The following is an 18,843-nucleotide window of genomic DNA, read 5'->3' on the forward strand; positions in this document are numbered from 1 at the left end:
GCTAACGCCCACGCCTGAGCTCTTCGGTGGCGCGGCGGAGCACCTCGTGAAGCCATTCGTGCGATGGTTCGTCCTCGACGCGTTCGTGCCAGAGCAGCCGAACCTCAACGGGCGTCGTGGTGTAAGGCAGCTCATGGGTCGTGATCGCATGCGCCTGCTCGAGCGCCCGCGCCAGCGGCCGCGGAACGATCGCCGCCAGTTCGGACTCGACCAGCAGCGCGGGCAAAGCAAGGAAATGTGGCAGCGAGACCGCGATCCGTGGCGGGTGGTCACTGTCGGACAGCGCCCGTTCAAGCGCGGGGCGGTCATACATCTCCGAACGTCTGGCAAGCCCGCGCTCGGAGATGTAACCACCGATCGCGCCTTCCTGCTCGCCGCCAAAGGACACGACGACCAGCGGCAGGGTCGCGAGCTTTGCCTTGTCGAGCCGGCCAAGCTTGCGTTTTTTGCCGACGATCAGCACGTCGTCATATTCGAACAGCAGGGCGGTGCGGAAGCGGCTCGGCGGCGACGAGAACACGCCGATCGCGACATCGATGCGGCCGAGGTCGATCTGCTCGGCAAGATCGATCCGCGTCACCGGCTTGATGGTGAGGTCGATCGCGGGAGCCTCCCGGCTCAAGATCTTCAAGAGCGGCGGCGCCAGCACCATCGTCGTGAAGTCGTTGGCGGCGAGCGTGAACGGCTTGGTCGAGACCGCCGGAACGAAGGTCGGCAGCTCGACCGCGGCCTCCAGCGACCGCAGCGCCTGGCGGACCTGCGGGGCCATCGTCAACGCGCGGGCCGTCGGCTGCATGCCGGTCGCCGTGCGCACGAACAGGTCGTCATCCAGCATCTCGCGCAGCCGCGCCAGCGAATGGCTCACGGCAGACTGGCTCAGCGCGACCTTCTGGCTGGCGCGCAGCACGCTGCGCTCCTCCATGACGGCGTCGAACACCTTGAGCAGGTTCAGGTCCAGTGTCTTGAAGGAAACGGACACGATGGCAGTCCCGTCTGTAGCGGATCGCTCGCTCCGGCAAATCGTTACGATCGTGTGCAGTTAAGGCCAGGCGTACGGTGGATGCAACCGACCGGATCGTCCGGGAGCGCATCGCAGTATCGCTGCCATTGGCGATCTGAAGCCGGTTCAGGATCAAGCTGCAAGACTTTCACTTCCGCAACGCGACGTTCTGGCCAAGATTGCCGCCACCGGGTTTGGAGGAGAAAAACGATGAAGCCCTGGGTGAGATCGGCCCGAAGTGGTGTGCGCAAATCAGTTGGACTGGCGCTGACGCTCCTGGCTGTGGCGCCGTCCGCGGTTGCACAGAACGGGCCGGTCAGGCTCGGCGTGCTGACCGACATGTCGTCGCTCTACGCGGACAATGGCGGCCAGGGCTCAGTCGTCGCCGCGCAAATGGCGGTGGATGATTTCAAGGGCAAGGTGCTCGGGCGGCCGATCGAGATCGTCGCGGGGGATCACCAGAACAAGGCGGATATCGGCTCGGTGATTACCCGGCGCTGGCTGGAAAACGAGAACGTCGAGGCGATCCTCGATGTTCCGAATTCCGCGGTCGCGCTGGCGGTGCAAGGCATCACGCGCGACAAGAAGAAGCTCTTCCTTGCTACCGGCGCAGCGACGTCCCGGCTGACCGGCGACGAGTGCTCGCCGACCGGCATCCACTGGACCTACGACACCTATGCGCTGTCGCAGGGGACGACGCGCGCGATCTCGCGTCTCGGCGCCAGGTCCTGGTTCTTCCTGTCGGCCGACTATTCGCTCGGAGCGCAGCTCGAGGCCGACAGCCGCAAGGTGATCGATGCCACCGGCGGCAAGGTGGTCGGCGCGGTGAAGCACCCGATCAACACGCCCGATTTCTCGTCCTTCCTGCTGCAGGCGCAGGCCTCCAAGGCCGACGTGATCGCGCTCGCCGACGCCGGCGGCGATTTCATCAACGCCGTGAAGCAGGCGGGCGAGTTCGGCGTGACGCGCGGGCAAAAGCTGGCCGGCCTGATCGTCTTCATCGCCGACATCCACAGCCTCGGCCTGCAAAGCGCGCAAGGCCTGATGCTCAGCTCAGCCTACTACTGGGACCTCAACGATGAGACGCGGGCGTGGTCGAAGCGCTTCATCGAGAAGACGAAGAAAGTGCCCACCATGATCCATGCCGGCACCTATGGCGCTGTCATGCACTATCTCAAGGCGGTCGAAGCCACCGGTACGCTCGATGGGCCGACCGTCGCCGCCAAGATGCGCGAATTGCCGGTGAACGATTTCATGACCCGTAACGGCAAGATCCGACAGGACGGAAGGCTGGTCCGCGACATGTATCTGTTCCGCGTCAAGGCTCCGGAAGAGTCGAAGTACCAGTTCGATTACTACCAGCTGTTGGCGACGATCCCGGGGGACGAAGCTTTCAGACCGATGGAGGACGGCGGATGCCCGTTCGTGAAGAAGTCGTGATTGATGGGGTCGGCGCGTGCGGAGCTGCGCGCAATCCAATCGACGACGTGATCGCGAGCCGCCTTTCGTGCCGTCAGTTCTCCGACAGTCCGGTCGCGCGGTCGACCATTGAGCAAATCCTGCATGTGGCGCGGTTTGCGCCGAGTGGCGCAAACATCCAGCCCTGGCACGTCTACGTGCTCGCGGGCGCTGCCAAGACCGAGGTGTCGGCGGCCCTCCTGCACGCCTATGAGCGGGAGCCGAGCGAGCACGTCTCCGAGTATCAATACTACGCCACCGAGTTCCCCGAGCCGTATCTCAGCCGTCGCCAGGAGTTCGGCCGATTGTTCTATGGCTCGCTCGGGATAGAGCAGAGCGATGCCGCGGCGCGGAGCAGGCAGACCGCCAAGAATTTTGCCTTCTTCGGTGCGCCGGTCGGATTGATCGTGACCATCGATCGCCGCCTCGCCATGGGAAGCTGGCTCGATCTCGGCATGTTCATCCAGACCATGATGCTGGCTGCGGTGGGACGCGGACTGCAATCCTGCCCGCAGGAAACGCTCGCCAAGTACCACCGGATTTTGCGTTCGATGCTGTCGATCCCCGCGGAGCAGATGGTGGCCTGTGGCATCTCGATGGGCCATCCGAGGGAGCAGGCGAGAGCGCGGCTGATGCCGCGCGCGGATTTGGAGGCGTTCGCCTCCTTTGAGGGTTTTGAGAACTAGAACAGGAGTAAGTCATGGGAAGCCGGGAACAGCTTATCGAACGCAGCATTCCGTTTCTGCGCGAAGTCAAGGACATGACGCCGAGCGCGGCGATGGAGCGATGGCTCAACGAGACCTACGGGGAAGAGAGTGCGCTTTACCAGGATCTGGCACGCCTCATCAAATTGGGCGTCGAGGAAGGCTGGGCGGCGAACCAGGAAGTGGAGGGTCCGAACTATCGGCGCAGCCGCATCCTTGAGCCGGTCCCCGAGACGTTCCAGTTCAGCATCACCGCGGTTTACATGAACAGCGCCGATCCGCGCCGCTTCAAGGACGACGACGATCATGACGTGCTGCGCGGGCAGTATCACGGTCATCCCTACGGCGAGCTCAACCTCGTCGTTCCCCTCGACAAGGGCGCGCAGTTGAAGGGCTTGCAGGGCTGGCAGGGGCCGGGCTGGACGGCGCCGGATCCGGGCAGCCGACACTATCCCGAGGTCAGGGGCGGCGCGGTGATCGCCCTGTTCTATTTGCCGGCCGGGCGCATCTCCTACGATTTCAAGGTGCCGGCCTGACGTCCGGCGCCGGTGGCATCGGCAGCAACTCGGTCTGGAGCAAACCCATGACGTTGATCTATCCGGTCGCTTCGAACAGCGTCCATCCCGCGCGGCTGTCCCCTGCGTACCGGAGCGCGATCAAACGCGCGCCGCAAAAGCCGCTGATCCCGATGCGGCACACGCTCTCGGAGCTGACCGGGCCGGTCTACGGTCATGAGACCGTGCGCGAGCACGACAATGATCTCACCATCCAGGCGAGGGGTGAGCCGCTCGGCGAACGCATCATCGTGCACGGCCATGTGCTGGACGAGGACGGCCGCGGCGTGCCTAACACGCTGGTCGAGCTGTGGCAGGCCAATGCCTGCGGCCGCTACATCCATGTCGTCGACCAGCATCCGGCGCCGCTCGATCCGAATTTCACCGGCGCCGGCCGCACGCAATCCGATGCAGCCGGCTATTACAAGTTCATCACCATCAAGCCCGGTGCCTATCCCTGGGGCAATCACCACAACGCCTGGCGGCCCGCCCACATCCACTTCTCGGTGTTCGGCCACGCCTTCGTCTCGCGTCTGGTGACGCAGATGTATTTCCCCGGCGATCCCCTGTTTCCGTACGATCCGATCTTCAACTCGGTGACCGACGAGAAGGCGCGGGCGCGGATGATCTCGTCGTTCGATCTCGACAACACCAAGCCGGAATGGGCGCTTTGCTACCGCTTCGATATCGTGCTGCGCGGCCGCAACGCCACGCCGATGGAGACCAGGTAAGTGTCGAACCCGCGTCCTGATGGAATCACGCCCTCGCAGACCGTCGGTCCCTATTTCAAATACGGCCTGACGCCGAACGGCGAATACGAATGGAACGACGCCTTCACCAGCAACCTCTTGACGGGCGATGTCTCGGGCGAGCGCATCCGCGTCGAGGGCAAGGTCTATGACGGCGACGGCGCTTTGATCCCGGATTGCATGCTGGAGATCTGGCAGGCCGATGGCCAGGGCCGCTTCTCCGATCCGCAGGATGCGCGCGCACTGCCGAATTCGTCCTTCAAGGGTTTTGGCCGCTGCGGCACCGACAAGAGCGGCAGCTACGCCTTCGACACCTTCAAGCCGGGTGTGGTGCCGGATGCCGACGGCAAGCCGCAGGCGCCGCACGTCGCGCTCGCGGTGTTCGCGCGCGGCATGCTGTTGCATCTCTACACGCGGATCTATTTTGACGATGAGGCCGGCAACGCCGGCGATTCCGTGCTGGCGCTGGTGCCGGCTGATCGCCGCGCCACCTTGATCGCCAAGCGCAACGCCGGTGCGGGCAATACCTACAGTTTCGACGTCCATCTGCAGGGCGACAACGAGACGGTGTTCTTCGACGTCTAGCCGGTTGGGACGAATAGCTCAGCTCAAGCGGGGGACCGCCTCAGGACTTGCGGTGCCTCGCGTTGACCGCGATCGCGGCCGCGGCGGTGCGGTTCTCGACCCCGAGCTTGGCGTAAATCTGCTCGAGATGCTTGTCGACGGTGCGCGGGCTCAAGCCCAGGATCTGCGCAATGTCGCGGTTGGTCTTGCCCTTGGAAAGCCACGACAGCACCTCGCCCTCGCGGGTGGTCAGGCCGAGCTCGCTGGAGAATTCGGCCGGCATGTCGCCGCTGGTGTCCTTGGCCAGCCGCAGCAGGAATTCGTTGGGGCCGAGCTTGCCCATGAATTGGAGCCGAAGCTGCTCGTTGCCTGGAAACGACGCCACCGTCGCGGTCTTCTTTCCGGCACCGCCTTTTTGCGCCTGCTCGAGCCATTGCGGCATCGGCTCGGGCAACGCGAAATTGTCGGCGGCGTCGGCCAGCGTGTCGGACAGCAGTTTCTGTGCCTGCGGCGTCGCCCACAGCAGCGCGCCCGCGCTGTTGACCGCGAGCAGATAGCGGCCGGAGACGTCGAGCGCCGCACGGGCGCTTTGCGTCATCCGCGCATTGGCGAGATGGACGCGAATGCGGGCCAACATCTCCTCGACCACGATCGGTTTGGTGACATAGTCGACGCCGCCGGCCTCGAGCCCACGCACGATGTGCTCGGTTTCGGCCAGTCCCGTCATGAAGATGATCGGGACGCCGTCGAGCCCGGCGTCGCGCTTCAGCCGCCTGCAGGTCTCGAAGCCGTCCATGCCGGGCATCACGGCATCGAGCAGCACGATATCCGGCGTGATCTGGTCGACGATGCGCATCGCGGAGGCCCCGTCGAGTGCGACCATCACGGTCATGCCGGCGCCATCGAGCGCGTCGGTGAGGAGGCGCAACGTCTCCGGGGAGTCGTCGACGACGAGCGCTACGTCGCGCTTTCTTTGTTCAATGGTCATAGCTGTGCAATATCTTCAATGTCGCCATATACTGATCGAGATCGAACCGGTCGATCAGCGTGCGCATCTGGCCGACGAAATCGGCGTGTTCGGGATGTTCGTTGCCGATTTCGTCGAGCTTGAGCTGGATCGCCCTGATATAACCGAGCTGGCCGAGGCTGATCAGCTCTTCGACATATTTCACGGGCGGACGAGAGCCACCATCGGGTTTCCATTGCGGGGCCGGAGCCTGCTCGGCCTCATACTGCCACTCGATCTTGAGCAGCAGGCGGATGGTCTCTAACAGTCGCGGGATGTCGATCGGCTTCATCAAATAGCCGTCGTGGAACGGCTGCGCCAGCGGTGCGCCGTGAGCCTCCAGCGCGCTTGCCGAGATCATCAGGATGCGGGCCTGGTGATGACCTTCGGAACGCAGGGTCTCGGCGACCGTCCAGCCGTCCATGCCCGCCATCGAGATGTCGAGCAGGAACATGTCCGGCCGGCAATGCTGTGCGAGTGCAAGGCAGCCGGGTCCGTCCGGTGCGCTGAGCAGGATGAAGCCAAGCGGCGCCAGGATCTCGCGCAAAAGGTCGCGGTGGGTCGGGTCGTCGTCGGTGATCAGGATCGTCTTGCGCGGGCCATGATAGCCGTAGACGGGAGCATCGACCGGTGCATCGCGACGCGGATTGGTGACTTCGGAGAGCAGCAGCTTGACGCGGAACGTGCTGCCGGTGCCGACCGTGCTCAAGACCTTGATGTCGCCGCCCATCACGCCGGCGAGCAGGCGGCTGATGGTCAGGCCAAGCCCGGTGCCGGTCTGCGGTTGGGTGACGCCGAGCGCGCCGCGCTCGAAGGGCGCGAAGATCCGCTCGAGGTCGTCGGGCTGGATGCCTGGCCCGGTATCGATCACCTCGAACTCGGCGACCGGGCTGCGGTAGTGCACGACGAACTGCACCCGTCCGGTTTGGGTGAATTTGATCGCGTTCGAGAGCAGGTTGATCAGGATCTGCCGCAGCCGCTTCTCGTCGGCATAGACCACGACGGGCAGCACGGCCGGCCGCCTGAACACGAAGTCGATGCCCTTGGCGGCGGCCTGCAGGCGGAACATGCCGACCAGCTGCTCGAGGAAATCGTTCAGCCGCACCTCGTCGCGCGAGAGATAGAGCCGGCCGGCCTCGATCTTGGAGATATCCAGAATGCCGTCGATCAGTCCCGACAAATGATCGGCGCTGCGGCGGACCACGCGCACCTGGTCGCGCGGCCGAGTCTGCAGGCTGTTGTCTTGCTCCAGCAGTTGCGCGTAGCCGGAGATCGCATTCAGCGGCGAGCGGAGCTCGTGGCTGAGGCCCACGACGTATCGGCTTTTGGCGAGATTGGCTGATTCCGCGACTTCCTTGGCGCGCTGCAGTTCGGCATCGGTGCGCTTGTGGGCGTCGATCTCCTGGATGAGGAGGGTGGTCTGGCGGCGCGTTTCTTCTTCGGCGGCGCGCCGGCTCTGTTGCGCCAGCACGAACAGCCAGGCGACGACGCCGATGATGAGGGGCAGCGCAAAGAATACCTTCCACAACACGTCGGCCAGCAATTCGTTGGCATGCACGGCCGCCGTGGTCTGCAAATAGATCAGGCCGAGCACCAGTGCCACCAGACCGGCCGAGACTGCGAACACGCCGAGGTAATGTCCGAGCTGCGAGTTGAGGCGCGCATAGATCGGCTGCGGCATCACCTTGCCGAGGGCGTCCGAGACCTGCGCGCCGATCCGCGCGTGTGGCTTGCAGAGATCGTGGCAGCGCGCGTCGAGCGAGCAGCACAATGAGCAGATCGGGCCGGCATAGGCCGGGCATGAGGCCATGTCCTCGGGCTCGAATGCATGGTCGCAGATACAGCACTGGATCGATTCCAGGTTCTGCCAGCTGCGCTTCGGCTTGCGTGCGATGTAGTATTTGCCGTCGGTCGCCCAGGCAATCAGGGGGGCCGCGATGAACGCGACGGCCAGCGCAACGAAGGCGGACAGCGCCTTCGCCGTCGGGCCGAACAGGCCGTAGAACGCGCTGATCGAGACCACCGTCGCAATCGTCATCGCGCCGACGCCGACCGGATTGATGTCGCAGAGATGGGCGCGCTTGAACTCGATATGCTGCGGCCGCAAGCCGAGCGGCTTGTTGATGACGAGATCGGCCACCAGCGCGCCGACCCAGGCGATCGCGACATTCGAGTAGAGCGCGAGCGTCTGCTCCAGCGCCTTGTAGACGCCGATCTCCATCAACAGCAGCGCGACGACGACGTTGAACACCAGCCACACCACGCGGCCGGGATGCGAGTGGGTGAGGCGGGAGAAGAAGTTCGACCAGGCGATCGAGCCGGCATAGGCGTTGGTGACGTTGATCTTGACCTGCGACAGGATCACGAAGGTCCCCGTCAGCGCCATTGCGAGATCCGGCTGCGACAGCACGTAACGGAAGGCTTCGAGATACATGTTGGCGGGCTCGGCCGCGTGCTCGGCCGAGACGCCGTGGCTGAGCGCGAAGAAGGCCAGGAACGAGCCGGCCAGCAGCTTCAGCGCGCCGAGCACGATCCAGCCCGGACCGGCGCTGAGCAGGGCGATCCACCAGGCCTTTCGCGAGGTGCGGCGGTCACGCGGCAGGAAGCGCAGGAAGTCGACTTGCTCGCCGATTTGCGCCACCAGCGCGAACACGACGGAGGCCGCGGTGCCGAACAGCAGGAGATCGAGGTTGCCTGCGGGATCGCCGTGATCGCCAGCGAATTTGCGCCACTCGGTGAACGAATGCGGGTTGGCCCAGGCGATCGCCGCGAACGGCATGATGTGGAGGATGATCCACAACGGCTGGGTCCAGAGCTGGAAGCGGCTGATCAGCGTGATGCCGTAGATCACAAGCGGAATGATCACGACCGCGCTGATCAAATAGCCGATCGGTCGCGGAATGCCGAAGCACATGTCGAGTGCGCTGGCCAGGATCACGGCCTCGATCGCGAAGAAGATGAAGGTGAAGGAGGCGTAGATCAGCGAGGTGATGGTCGAGCCGATATAGCCGAAGCCGGCGCCGCGGGTCAGCAGATCGATATCGATGCCGCATTTCGCCGCGTGGTAGGCGATCGGCAGCCCGCAGAGAAAGATGATGACGCTGACGACCAGGATCGCGGCGGAGGCGTTCATCGCGCCATAGTTCAGCGTGATGGTGCCCCCGATCGCCTCCAGCGCAAGGAAGGAGATCGCGCCAAGCGCGGTGTTGGCGACGCGGGCGGCGGACCAGCGCCTGGCGCTCTTGGCGGTGAAGCGCAGCGCGTAGTCTTCCAGCGTCTGGTTGGCGACCCATTGATTGTATTGGCGCCTGACGCGGTCTATCCGCTGCCGCCCTGCCACTCGTTCTTACTCCTGGTCCACGATGCTCTGATCGCGGGCAAATCCCGTAAAAAAACCTACGTCGCTATTTTGCGGTGCAGTATACGCGATCTCACGTATCAGTGCGGTGCACAAAAGTAAGCAATCCTCGCCTCATCAATAAGCGTTCTCGAACCAGATGGGGTGCTCATGTCAGACGAAACAAAACCAGGCCTGCAGTCTCCGCTTCGGCGCAAGCTCTTGATGGGAATGGCCGCTTTGCCGGCCGTTTCGATGCTGGGCCGTCCGGCATTTGCCGATGTTCCTGCAACCTCCGCGGTCAACACCACGGGTCTTGCAGTCACCGATAGCGAAGTCACGGTCGGTATCCTGCACTCGGTGACCGGCACCATGGCGATCTCCGAGACCGGATCGGTCGAGGCCGAGAAGCTCGCGATCGAGCAGATCAACGCCGCCGGCGGCGTGCTCGGCCGCAAGATCAAGTTCATCCAGGAAGACGGCGCGAGCGACTGGCCGACCTTCGCGGAAAAGGCGAAGAAGCTCCTGGTCAACGACAAATGCGCGGCCGTGATGGGCTGCTGGACCTCGGCCTCGCGCAAGGCGGTGCTGCCGGTGTTCGAGCAGTACAACGGCATGCTGTATTACCCGACCTTCTATGAAGGCCTCGAGCAGTCCAAGAACGTCATCTACACCGGCCAGGAGGCGACGCAGCAGATCATCGCCGGCCTCGACTGGGTCAACAAGACCAAGGGCGCCAAGAGCTTCTATCTGCTCGGCTCGGACTACATCTGGCCGCGCACCTCGAACAAGATCGCGCGCAAGCACATCGAGAACCACCTGCAGGGCTGCAAGGTGGTCGGCGAAGAGTACTTCCCGCTCGGCTCGACCCAGTTCAACTCGGTCATCAACAAGATCAAGCTGACCAAGCCGGACGTGATCTACGCGATCATCGTCGGCGGCTCCAACGTTGCGTTCTACAAGCAGCTCAAGGCGGCCGGCATCGACCTGTCGAAGCAGACGCTGCTGACGATCTCGGTCACCGAGGACGAGATCGACGGCATCGGCGGTGAGAACATCGCGGGCGCCTACGCCTGCATGAAGTACTTCCAGTCGCTCGACAATCCCAACAACAAGGCGTTCGTGCCCGCCTTCAAGAAGATGTGGGGTGAGAAGACCGTGATCGGAGACGTCACGCAGGCCGCCTATCTCGGCCCGTGGTTGTGGAAGTTGACGGTGGAGAAGGCGGGCTCCTTCGACATCGACAAGATCGCGGCGGCATCTCCCGGCGTCGAGTTCAAGGGCGCGCCGGAAGGTTACGTCCGGATCCACGAGAACCATCATCTGTGGTCGAAGACCCGCGTCGGACGCGCCAAGGCCGATGGCCAGTATGAACTGATCTACGAGACCGCCGATCTCGTCGAGCCGGATCCGTTCCCCAAGGGCTACCAGTGAGGCGGCGCGCTTAGCGCGCCACCCTCAACCTCAACGCATCGCGGCGTGGACGTCACCGCCCACGCCGCCGATCGGGCGCCGCTGCGCGGCGGCGTATGCTCCTTGGACTGGAGGATCAGATGTTCGGCGACTATTCGATCGGTGATCTCGGCGCCATCCTTGCGATGCAGGGATTCGCCGGGCTCATCCTGTTCTCCGTCTATGTGCTGATGGCGCTGGGGCTTGCCATCATCTTCGGCCAGATGGGCGTCATCAACATGGCCCACGGCGAGTTCATGATCCTCGGCGCCTACGTCACCTGGATGACGTCGAACACCGTGCAGCACATCGCGCCCTGGCTGTTTCCCGGCTACTTCTTCATCGCAATGATCCTGGCGTTCATCGCCTCAGGCGCGCTCGGCATGCTGGTCGAGTGGGCGCTGATACGCCATCTCTACAAGCGTCCGCTCGATACGCTGCTCGCGACCTGGGGCCTGAGCTTGATCTTGCAGCAGGCCTATCGCTCGATCTTCGGCGCGCGCGAGGTCGGCGTCGAGCTGCCGGAATGGATGATGGGCTCCTGGCAGGCGACCGACTCGATCCAGATCCCGATCAACGGCATGTTCGTGATGGCGCTGACCATCCTGATCACGATTGCGGTCGCTTACGTGCTGTTCTGGTCGAGCTGGGGCAAGCAGGTGCGCGCCGTGGTGCAGAACCGTGTGATGGCCGGCGCCGTCGGCATCAACACCGAGAAGGTCGACCGCTACACCTTTGCCCTCGGTTGCGGCATCGCCGGCGTCGCGGGCTCGGCCTTCACCATGATCGGGTCGACCGGGCCGACCGCCGGCCAGCTCTACATCGTCGATACCTTCCTGGTGGTGGTGTTCGGCGGCGCCGCGTCCCTGTTCGGCACCATCGCCTCGGCCTTCTCGATCTCGCAGACCCAGTCGACGCTGGAATTCTTCCTGTCGGGATCGATGGCAAAGGTGATCACGCTGCTCACGATCGTCGCGATCCTGATGGTGCGTCCGCAGGGGCTCTTCGCGCTCAAGGTCCGCAAATGAGAACAACAGGCAGGTCATGATCATCAACTCGCGCTTTTTCAATCGCTCCGAACTGATCGGCTTTTTTGCGCTCGCGGTGCTGTTGTTTGTCATCCTGCCGCTGTCGCTGGATATCTTCCGCCTCAACCTAGTCGCGAAATACCTGACCTACGCCTTTGTCGGCATCGGCCTCGTGCTGTGCTGGGGCTATGGCGGCATCTTGAGCCTGGGGCAGGGCGTGTTTTTCGGCCTCGGCGGCTACTGCATGGCGATGTATCTCAAGCTCGAGGCGTCCTCGGTTGCGAACACCAAGATCCAGTCGACGCCGGGCATTCCTGACTTCATGGACTGGAACCAGATCACGCAGCTTCCGCTGTTCTGGAAGCCGTTCCACAGTTTTCCGGTCACGGTACTGGCGATCTTGCTGGTTCCCGCCTTCTTCGCGCTGATCATCGGAGCGGCGATGTTCAAGCGCCGGGTCGGCGGCGTCTACTTTGCGATCATCACGCAAGCGATCGCCGCGATCCTCACCATTCTGATCGTGGGACAGCAGGGCTACACCGGCGGCATCAACGGCATCACCGACTTGCGTACGCTGCACGGCTGGGACATCCGCACCGATCACGCCAAATTCATTCTGTACTTCGTCGAGGTTGTGTTGCTGTTCGGTTGCATCGTCGCCGCGCAGTTCATCCGCCTGACAAAACTCGGGCGCATCCTGGTGGCGATGAGGGAGCAGGAGGACCGCGTGCGCTTCTCCGGATACAGCGTCGCCAACTTCAAGATCTTCGCGTTCTGCGCCGCGGCGGTGTTCGCCGCGATCGGCGGCGCGATGTTCACGCTCGAGGTCGGCTTCATGTCGCCGTCCTTCGTCGGCATCGTGCCGTCGATCGAGATGGTGATCTACACCGCGGTCGGCGGCCGGATGTCGATCTTCGGCGCGGTCTGGGGCGCGCTGCTGGTCAATTTCGCCAAGACCAGCCTTTCGGAATCCTTCCCGCAGCTCTGGCTGTTCGGCCTCGGCGCACTGTTCATCGCGGTCGTGCTGGCCTTCCCGAACGGGCTCTCCGGCATCTGGGCGGACCACGTCCAGCCGCGCATCGATCGCCTCTTGGCATCGCGAAGATCAAAATCGGCGGGCCTTGTCGCCGACGGCGCCCCGGCCGAGTGAGGAGGAACCAACATGCTCGTCGGCCATCAGCCCAAGGATTTTCTGCTCGCCGTCTCCGGACTCACCGTGTCCTTTGACGGCTTCAAGGCCGTCAACGATCTCTCCTTCTATGTCGAGGAGAACGAGATCCGCGTCATCATCGGCCCGAACGGCGCCGGAAAGACCACGGTGCTCGACCTGATCTGCGGCAAGACTCGGGCCACATCGGGCTCGATCCAGTTCCGCGGCCAGGAGCTGACCAGGCTGCGCGAGAACGAGATCGTGCAGGCCGGCGTCGGCCGCAAGTTCCAGACGCCGTCGGTGTTCGAGGACCTCACCGTGTTCGAGAACCTCGAAATCTCCTACCCGCGTGGCCGCACCGTGTTCGGCTCACTGGCCTTCCAGCGCGACGACGCGGTCAAGCAGCGGGTCGAGGAGGTCGCCGAGATGATCTTCCTGAAGGATCGCCTCAACACCTATGCCGACCAGCTCAGCCATGGTCAGAAGCAATGGCTCGAGATCGGCATGCTGCTGATCCAGGACCCGGACTTGCTGATGCTCGACGAGCCGGTCGCCGGCATGAGCGTGTCCGAACGCGCCAAGACCGCCGAGCTGCTCAACCGCATCATCAAGGATCGCTCGGTGCTGGTGATCGAGCACGACATGAAATTCGTCGAGGACATCGCGCACAAGGTCACGGTGCTGCACCAGGGGCAGATCCTGTCCGAGGGGACGATGGAGCACGTCAAGAACGATCCCAAGGTTATTGAAGTGTACCTGGGTCACCAAGGAGCGCGTCGATGCTGGCAATCAATGATCTTCACGTCGCCTATGGCCAGAGCGAGGTGCTGCACGGCCTCAACGTCTCCGTCGCGCCCAACGAGATCGTTGCGATCATGGGCCGCAACGGCATGGGCAAGACCACGCTGATGAAGTCCCTGATGGGCATCCTGCCGACCAAGAGCGGCAAGGTGACCATGGACGGCACCGAACTCGGCGCCATGAAGAGCTATGAGCGGGTCGCCAAGGGCCTGGCCTATGTGCCGCAGGGCCGCATGATCTTCTCCACCATGACGGTGAAGGAGAACATCGAGACCGGGCTCGTGGTGTCAGGCGGTTCCGAGGTTCCCGGCGATATCTACGAGCTGTTCCCGGTGCTGCTCGAGATGAAGGGCCGCCGCGGCGGCAATCTCTCGGGCGGGCAGCAGCAGCAGCTCGCGATCGCCCGGGCGCTTGCGACCAAGCCGAAGGTGCTGCTGCTGGACGAGCCGACCGAGGGCATCCAGCCATCAATCATCAAGGACATGGCGCGGACCTTGAAGCGGATCCGCGACGAGCGGGGACTGTCGATCGTCGTCTCCGAGCAGGTCCTGAGCTTCGCGCTCGACATCGCCGACCGTGTGCTCGTCATCGAGAACGGCGAGATCGTCCGCGACGATCCACGCGACGGCGTCGATGCCTCGCAGATCTCGAAATATCTGTCTGTCTAACCAGTAACCCAAGGGGAGCAAGCGATGCCAGATACACTGATCAAGGTTGATCTCAGCAAGTCCGCCTATGAAAACGACAAGATCCACAACCGCTGGCATCCGGAGGTTCCGATCGTCGAGTGGGTCAGCCCGGGCGACGATTTCATCATCGAGACCGTCGACTGGACCGGCGGCTTCATCAAGAATAACGACTCGGCCGACGACGTTCGCGACATCGACCTGTCGATCGTGCACTTCCTGTCGGGCCCGATCGGCGTCAAGGGTGCCGAGCCCGGCGACCTCCTGGTTGTTGACCTGCTCGACGTCGGTCCGCTCAAGGAGAGCCTGTGGGGCTTCAACGGCTTCTTCTCCAAGCAGAACGGCGGCGGCTTCCTCACCGACCATTTCCCGCTGGCGCAGAAGTCGATCTGGGACATCAAGGGCCTCTACACCTCGTCGCGTCACGTCCCCGGCGTGAACTTCGCCGGCCTGATCCATCCCGGCCTGATCGGCTGTCTGCCTGATGCCAAGATGCTGGCGGCCTGGAACAAGCGCGAGGCCGAGCTGATCGCGACCAATCCGACCCGGGTGCCGGGCCTCGCCAATCCGCCGTTCGCGCCGACCGCACATGCCGGCCAGGCCAAGGGCGATGCGAAGGCCAAGATCGGTCTTGAGGGCGCCCGCACCGTGCCGCCGCGCGAGCATGGCGGCAATTGCGACATCAAGGATCTGTCGCGCGGCTCGAAGATCTATTTCCCGGTCTATGTGCCGGGCGGCGGGCTCTCGATGGGCGATCTGCATTTCAGCCAGGGCGACGGCGAGATCACCTTCTGCGGCGCCATTGAAATGGCCGGCTGGCTGCACATCAAGGTCGATGTCATCAAGGACGGGGTGGCGAAGTACGGCATCAAGAACCCCGTGTTCAAGCCGTCGCCAATCACGCCGAACTACAAGGACTACCTGATCTTCGAGGGCATCTCGGTCGATGAGGCCGGCAAGCAGCACTATCTCGACGTCCACATCGCCTATCGCCAGGCCTGCCTGAACGCGATCGAATACCTGAAGAAGTTCGGCTACTCCGGCGCCCAGGCCTATTCGATCCTCGGCACCGCACCGTGTCAGGGCCACATCTCCGGCGTGGTTGACGTGCCCAATGCCTGCGCCACGCTGTGGCTGCCGACGGAAATCTTCGACTTCGACGTGATGCCGTCGTCGGCGGGACCGATCAAGCACATCAAGGGCGACATCCAGATGCCGATCTCGCCCGACAAGTAATCCTTCAAGTGATCCCTGCGCGAAGGATGCGGGACGGCTGCGTATTGGCCGCCCCGCATCCGCCGCGGGAGACCTCACACGATTGCGCGAGGATACGGAAATGCCGATCTACGAATATCTCTGCAACGACTGCGGTCCCTTCACCGACATGCGGCCGATGGCCGAATGCGACCTGCCGCAGGACTGTCCGCAATGCGAGACGACGTCGCCGCGCGTGATCCTGACCGCGCCGGCGTTCTTCTGCATGTCCTCGGACAAGCGCAAAGCTCACGCCACCAATGAGCAGAGTCGGCACGCGCCGAAGACGCTCGATCAGTACAAGGCCGCGCACGGCCTGGGCTGCGGCTGCTGCTCGACCACGGGAAAGAAGAAGCCGGCTCGGCTGATGACCAAGACCAAGAGCGGGGCAAAAGGCTTTCCGACCGCGCGTCCCTGGATGATCAGCCACTGACGACGGGGCGGGCCGTCAGGCCTGCTCGGCGACCTTCAAGGCCTCGGTGCGGATCTCCTCGACCAGCCGTTCCTTCAGGGTGACGAATTCTGGCGTGGTCTTGATCTTGTAGGAGCGGGGATGCGGCAGGTCGACCGTAATCTCGGCCTTGATACGGCCGGGACGCGCGCTCATGACGATGACGCGGCTGCCGAGGAAGATCGCTTCCTCGATATCGTGGGTGACGAACAGCACCGTCTTCTGGTCGCGCTCCCAGATGCCGAGCAGCATCTCCTGCATCAATGCCCGCGTCTGGTTGTCGAGCGCGCCGAACGGCTCGTCGAGCAGCAGGATCTTCGGATCATTGGCCAGCGCCCGGGCGATCGCGGTGCGCTGCTGCATGCCGCCCGACAGCTGTTTGGGCCAGTGATTTTCGAAGCCGGATAGTCCGACCCGGCGAATGAAGGCGTCGGCGATCTCGTGGCGCTCCGCCTGTCCAACGCCGCGCTCGCGCAGGCCGAAGGCGATGTTCTCGCGCACGGTCAGCCATGGAAACAGTGTGTAGGACTGAAATACCATGCCGCGATCGGCGCCGGGGCCTGTGACCTCGCGGCCATCGAGCGTGACCCGCCCGCTGGTCGGCCGGTCGAGCCCGGCAATGATCCGGAGCAAGGTGGACTTTCCGCAGCCGGAGGGGCCGAGGATGGTGACGAAATCGTTGTCGCCGACATCGAGCGTCGTCGGCTCGAGCGCCCGGGTCGGCGCGTGGCCGGCGCGGGCGGGGAAGGTTCGCGAGACCTGATCGATCCTGAGCGCGGTCATGCGAGCTTCCACGGGAACAGCCAGGCGTTGAAGGCCTTGAACAGGAAGTCGGAGATCAGGCCGATCAACCCGATGACGATGATGCCGAAGATGATCTGGCCGGTGTTGAGCAGCGCCTGGCTGTCGGTGATCATATGCCCGATGCCCGACGACGAGCCGATCAACTCGGCGACGATGACGTAGGTCCAGGCCCAGCCCAGCACCAGCCTGAGGATTTCGGCAATCTCGGGGGCTGCGGACGGCAGTAGCACGCGGCGGATGATGCCGCGGTCGCGCGCGCCGAGCGTGTAGGCGGCTTCGACCAGGTCGCGCCGCGTGGCGCCGACGGTCACCGCCACCATCAGGATGATCTGAAACACCGCGCCGATGAAGATCACGAGCAGCTTTTGCAGCTCGCCGATGCCCGCCCACAGGATCAACAGCGGGATGAAGGCCGACGCCGGCAGATAGCGCGCAAAGGACACGAAGGGTTCGAGGAAGGCTTCGATCGGCTTGTAGGCGCCCATCAGCACGCCGATCGGCACCGCAATCACGGCGGCAAGGGCAAAGCCGCCGACGACCCGCCAGACCGTCATCCCGATGTCGAACAGAAAGCCTTGCTTGGCGATCAGCTCATAGCCCTCCTGCACCATGGTCAGCGGGTTGGCGAGGAATGTCTTCGACACATGGCCGCCGAACGTGGCCCAGGACCAGAGGGCGACGAACAGCACGAAGAAGGCGAGGCCATAGGCCACGCGCTGCGTCGATGTCGTGGGCTCGAGGGGACGCATCACGGTATCCAGGCGTATCTCACGCGCCGGTCCCGCGCGCAGTGTCGCGAGGCGGGGCCGGCCGAAATGATTGTTGCGTTACTTGATGAAGCTTGCGTCGTAGATGTCCTCGACCTTCGGCGCAGCCTTGATGATGCCGACCTCAAGCAGCAGCTCGGCGGCGTCCTTGTTGAAGCTGAGGAAGTCGCCGGCGAAGAACTTCTGGTTGGCGGCCTTGTCCTGCCAGCGCAGGTATTTTGCCGAGTTGCCGAACTGCTCGCCGGACTGCTTCACGTCCGCGCCCATGATCTCGTAGGCCTTGGCCTGATCCTTGGCGATCATGTCGAGCGCCTCGAAATAGCTGTCGGCGAGCGCCTGGGCGGCCTTCGGATTCTCGCTGAGGAATTTCGGCGTGCAGCCGAACGTATCCATCACCATCGGATAGTCGAGCGTGGTCGCGATGATCTTGCCCTTGTCGGGCGCCGCGCGCACCGTCGATAGATAAGGCTCGTAGGTCATCGCGGCATCGTTCTGACCGGAGACGAAGGCCTGCGCGGCGGCAGCGGGCTCCAGATTCACCACGGTGACGTCCTTCACCGTGAGGCCATTCTTCTTCAGCATCCAGGCTAGCGCGAAATAGGGCGAGGTGCCCGGCGCGGACGCGGCGACGGTCTTGCCCTTCAGGTCCTTGATCGCGGCGACGTCGCTGCGCACCGCCATGCCGTCGGCGCCATAGCTCTTGTCGAGCTGGAAGATCTGCTTGGTCGCGACGCCGTTGGCATTCCAGGAGATCCAGGTCTCGACCGTCGTGGCGGCGCACTGGATGTCGCCCGAGGCAATCGCGAGATGCCGGTCCTTCTGCGGGATCTTCTTCAGCGTCACGTCGAGGCCGTTCTTCTTGAAAATGCCGGCCTCCTTGGCGAGCGTCAGCGGTGCGAAGCCGGTCCATCCGGAGATGCCGACGCCGACCTTGACCTCATCAGCGAATGCGGCGGTGGACGCGAGCAAAGCTGCGACTGCGGGCAATAGCTTGAAGGAACGCATGATTGTCGACCCCTTGGACGATGGATTGAACCCTGTTGATCTCTTCACGTCAGTGATCTCTTCACGTCAGTCG

The 18,843-nt window shown here is 63.7% G+C and carries 17 protein-coding genes and 1 pseudogene; 12 read left to right on the plus strand and 6 right to left on the minus strand.

All coding sequences use genetic code 11. The annotated features are described in order from the left end of the window. Window position 1 precedes the first annotated feature (1 nt). Window positions 2-979, minus strand: coding sequence for a LysR family transcriptional regulator (locus V5279_RS16185; RefSeq protein WP_338698945.1), 978 nt, complete (start codon window positions 977-979; stop codon window positions 2-4). A gap of 231 nt (window positions 980-1,210) precedes the next feature. On the opposite strand from V5279_RS16185, the gene V5279_RS16190 reads away from it, so the two are divergent. The 5 genes from V5279_RS16190 to pcaG are packed head-to-tail and all read left to right on the plus strand — an operon-like array spanning window position 1,211 to window position 5,050. Further along, the gene (locus V5279_RS16190) at window positions 1,211-2,440 is read left to right on the plus strand and encodes an ABC transporter substrate-binding protein (protein ID WP_338698947.1); all 1,230 of its coding nucleotides are present in this window, start codon (window positions 1,211-1,213) and stop codon (window positions 2,438-2,440) included. Further along, a complete protein-coding gene (locus V5279_RS16195; protein ID WP_338698949.1) occupies window positions 2,416-3,144 on the plus strand; it encodes a nitroreductase in 729 nt (242 codons plus the stop codon). Before V5279_RS16190 ends, V5279_RS16195 begins: the two co-directional genes overlap by 25 nt. 14 nt (window positions 3,145-3,158) lie before the next feature. Further along, window positions 3,159-3,698, plus strand: a complete 540-nt coding sequence (locus V5279_RS16200) for a DUF4863 family protein (protein ID WP_338698951.1) — start codon at window positions 3,159-3,161, stop codon at window positions 3,696-3,698. 47 nt (window positions 3,699-3,745) lie between these two features. Next, window positions 3,746-4,447 carry a protocatechuate 3,4-dioxygenase subunit beta gene (gene pcaH, locus V5279_RS16205; RefSeq protein ID WP_338698953.1) on the plus strand — a complete coding sequence of 234 codons (702 nt, stop codon included), beginning with the start codon at window positions 3,746-3,748 and terminating at the stop codon, window positions 4,445-4,447. Next, a complete protein-coding gene (pcaG, locus tag V5279_RS16210; protein ID WP_338698955.1) occupies window positions 4,448-5,050 on the plus strand; it encodes a protocatechuate 3,4-dioxygenase subunit alpha in 603 nt (200 codons plus the stop codon). It abuts the gene before it with no gap. A 40-nt stretch (window positions 5,051-5,090) separates the two neighbouring features. Here pcaG and V5279_RS16215 read toward each other — a convergent pair whose 3' ends face one another. Both V5279_RS16215 and V5279_RS16220 read right to left on the minus strand, forming a co-directional pair. Beyond that, on the minus strand, window positions 5,091-6,017 hold the full coding sequence (locus tag V5279_RS16215; RefSeq protein ID WP_338698957.1) for a response regulator transcription factor: 927 nt from the start codon (window positions 6,015-6,017) through the stop codon (window positions 5,091-5,093). Further along, complete coding sequence (locus V5279_RS16220; protein WP_338698959.1) at window positions 6,007-9,375, minus strand: hybrid sensor histidine kinase/response regulator; 3,369 nt, start codon at window positions 9,373-9,375, stop codon at window positions 6,007-6,009. The genes V5279_RS16215 and V5279_RS16220 overlap by 11 nt, the downstream gene beginning before the upstream one ends. A 168-nt stretch (window positions 9,376-9,543) precedes the next feature. Between V5279_RS16220 and urtA the strand changes: the two genes are divergently transcribed. From urtA to V5279_RS16255, 7 genes and pseudogenes are all read left to right on the plus strand, one after another. Continuing rightward, on the plus strand, window positions 9,544-10,806 hold the full coding sequence (gene urtA, locus V5279_RS16225) for an urea ABC transporter substrate-binding protein (protein WP_166203950.1): 1,263 nt from the start codon (window positions 9,544-9,546) through the stop codon (window positions 10,804-10,806). A gap of 119 nt (window positions 10,807-10,925) precedes the next feature. Then, window positions 10,926-11,852, plus strand: coding sequence for an urea ABC transporter permease subunit UrtB (gene urtB, locus V5279_RS16230; protein ID WP_029080655.1), 927 nt, complete (start codon window positions 10,926-10,928; stop codon window positions 11,850-11,852). A 16-nt stretch (window positions 11,853-11,868) separates the two neighbouring features. Beyond that, window positions 11,869-13,002 (plus strand): urea ABC transporter permease subunit UrtC, encoded by a 1,134-nt coding sequence (urtC, locus tag V5279_RS16235; protein ID WP_338698966.1) that lies wholly within the window; start codon window positions 11,869-11,871, stop codon window positions 13,000-13,002. Between the two features lie 12 nt (window positions 13,003-13,014). Next, window positions 13,015-13,767, plus strand: a pseudogene (gene urtD, locus V5279_RS16240) (urea ABC transporter ATP-binding protein UrtD); the annotation flags it as partial. A gap of 14 nt (window positions 13,768-13,781) precedes the next feature. Continuing rightward, on the plus strand, window positions 13,782-14,471 hold the full coding sequence (gene urtE / locus V5279_RS16245) for an urea ABC transporter ATP-binding subunit UrtE (protein ID WP_338698968.1): 690 nt from the start codon (window positions 13,782-13,784) through the stop codon (window positions 14,469-14,471). A 24-nt stretch (window positions 14,472-14,495) separates the two neighbouring features. After that, on the plus strand, window positions 14,496-15,725 hold the full coding sequence (fmdA, locus tag V5279_RS16250) for a formamidase (protein WP_338698972.1): 1,230 nt from the start codon (window positions 14,496-14,498) through the stop codon (window positions 15,723-15,725). Between the two features lie 100 nt (window positions 15,726-15,825). Continuing rightward, window positions 15,826-16,176, plus strand: a complete 351-nt coding sequence (locus V5279_RS16255; RefSeq protein WP_338698974.1) for a zinc ribbon domain-containing protein — start codon at window positions 15,826-15,828, stop codon at window positions 16,174-16,176. Between the two features lie 15 nt (window positions 16,177-16,191). On the opposite strand, the gene V5279_RS16260 is transcribed toward V5279_RS16255, so the two are convergent. The 3 genes from V5279_RS16260 to V5279_RS16270 all read right to left on the minus strand — a co-directional run bounded on the left by V5279_RS16260 (window position 16,192) and on the right by V5279_RS16270 (window position 18,770). Continuing rightward, window positions 16,192-16,977, minus strand: a complete 786-nt coding sequence (locus V5279_RS16260; RefSeq protein WP_338698976.1) for an ABC transporter ATP-binding protein — start codon at window positions 16,975-16,977, stop codon at window positions 16,192-16,194. Further along, on the minus strand, window positions 16,974-17,747 hold the full coding sequence (locus V5279_RS16265) for an ABC transporter permease (protein WP_338698978.1): 774 nt from the start codon (window positions 17,745-17,747) through the stop codon (window positions 16,974-16,976). The genes V5279_RS16260 and V5279_RS16265 overlap by 4 nt, the downstream gene beginning before the upstream one ends. Before the next feature lie 78 nt (window positions 17,748-17,825). Next, entirely contained in the window at window positions 17,826-18,770 is a 945-nt protein-coding gene (locus tag V5279_RS16270) for an ABC transporter substrate-binding protein (RefSeq protein WP_338698980.1), read from the minus strand. Window positions 18,771-18,843 lie beyond the last annotated feature (73 nt).

It is taken from the genome of Bradyrhizobium sp. 26S5, assembly GCF_036923295.1.
Classification (GTDB): Bacteria; Pseudomonadota; Alphaproteobacteria; order Rhizobiales; family Xanthobacteraceae; genus Bradyrhizobium; species Bradyrhizobium septentrionale.

Bases quoted from the DNA above. Each gene is read 5' to 3' on its own strand.
- V5279_RS16270 (WP_338698980.1), bottom strand. From the start codon at position 18,770: ATGCGTTCCTTCAAGCTATTGCCCGCAGTCGCAGCTTTGCTCGCGTCC.
- urtB (WP_029080655.1), top strand. From the start codon at position 10,926: ATGTTCGGCGACTATTCGATCGGTGATCTCGGCGCCATCCTTGCGATG.
- V5279_RS16195 (WP_338698949.1), top strand. From the start codon at position 2,416: ATGCCCGTTCGTGAAGAAGTCGTGATTGATGGGGTCGGCGCGTGCGGA.
- V5279_RS16200 (WP_338698951.1), top strand. From the start codon at position 3,159: ATGGGAAGCCGGGAACAGCTTATCGAACGCAGCATTCCGTTTCTGCGC.
- urtE (WP_338698968.1), top strand. From the start codon at position 13,782: ATGCTGGCAATCAATGATCTTCACGTCGCCTATGGCCAGAGCGAGGTG.
- fmdA (WP_338698972.1), top strand. From the start codon at position 14,496: ATGCCAGATACACTGATCAAGGTTGATCTCAGCAAGTCCGCCTATGAA.
- pcaH (WP_338698953.1), top strand. From the start codon at position 3,746: ATGACGTTGATCTATCCGGTCGCTTCGAACAGCGTCCATCCCGCGCGG.
- V5279_RS16190 (WP_338698947.1), top strand. From the start codon at position 1,211: ATGAAGCCCTGGGTGAGATCGGCCCGAAGTGGTGTGCGCAAATCAGTT.
- V5279_RS16265 (WP_338698978.1), bottom strand. From the start codon at position 17,747: ATGCGTCCCCTCGAGCCCACGACATCGACGCAGCGCGTGGCCTATGGC.
- V5279_RS16255 (WP_338698974.1), top strand. From the start codon at position 15,826: ATGCCGATCTACGAATATCTCTGCAACGACTGCGGTCCCTTCACCGAC.
- urtC (WP_338698966.1), top strand. From the start codon at position 11,869: ATGATCATCAACTCGCGCTTTTTCAATCGCTCCGAACTGATCGGCTTT.
- urtA (WP_166203950.1), top strand. From the start codon at position 9,544: ATGTCAGACGAAACAAAACCAGGCCTGCAGTCTCCGCTTCGGCGCAAG.
- V5279_RS16260 (WP_338698976.1), bottom strand. From the start codon at position 16,977: ATGACCGCGCTCAGGATCGATCAGGTCTCGCGAACCTTCCCCGCCCGC.
- V5279_RS16215 (WP_338698957.1), bottom strand. From the start codon at position 6,017: ATGACCATTGAACAAAGAAAGCGCGACGTAGCGCTCGTCGTCGACGAC.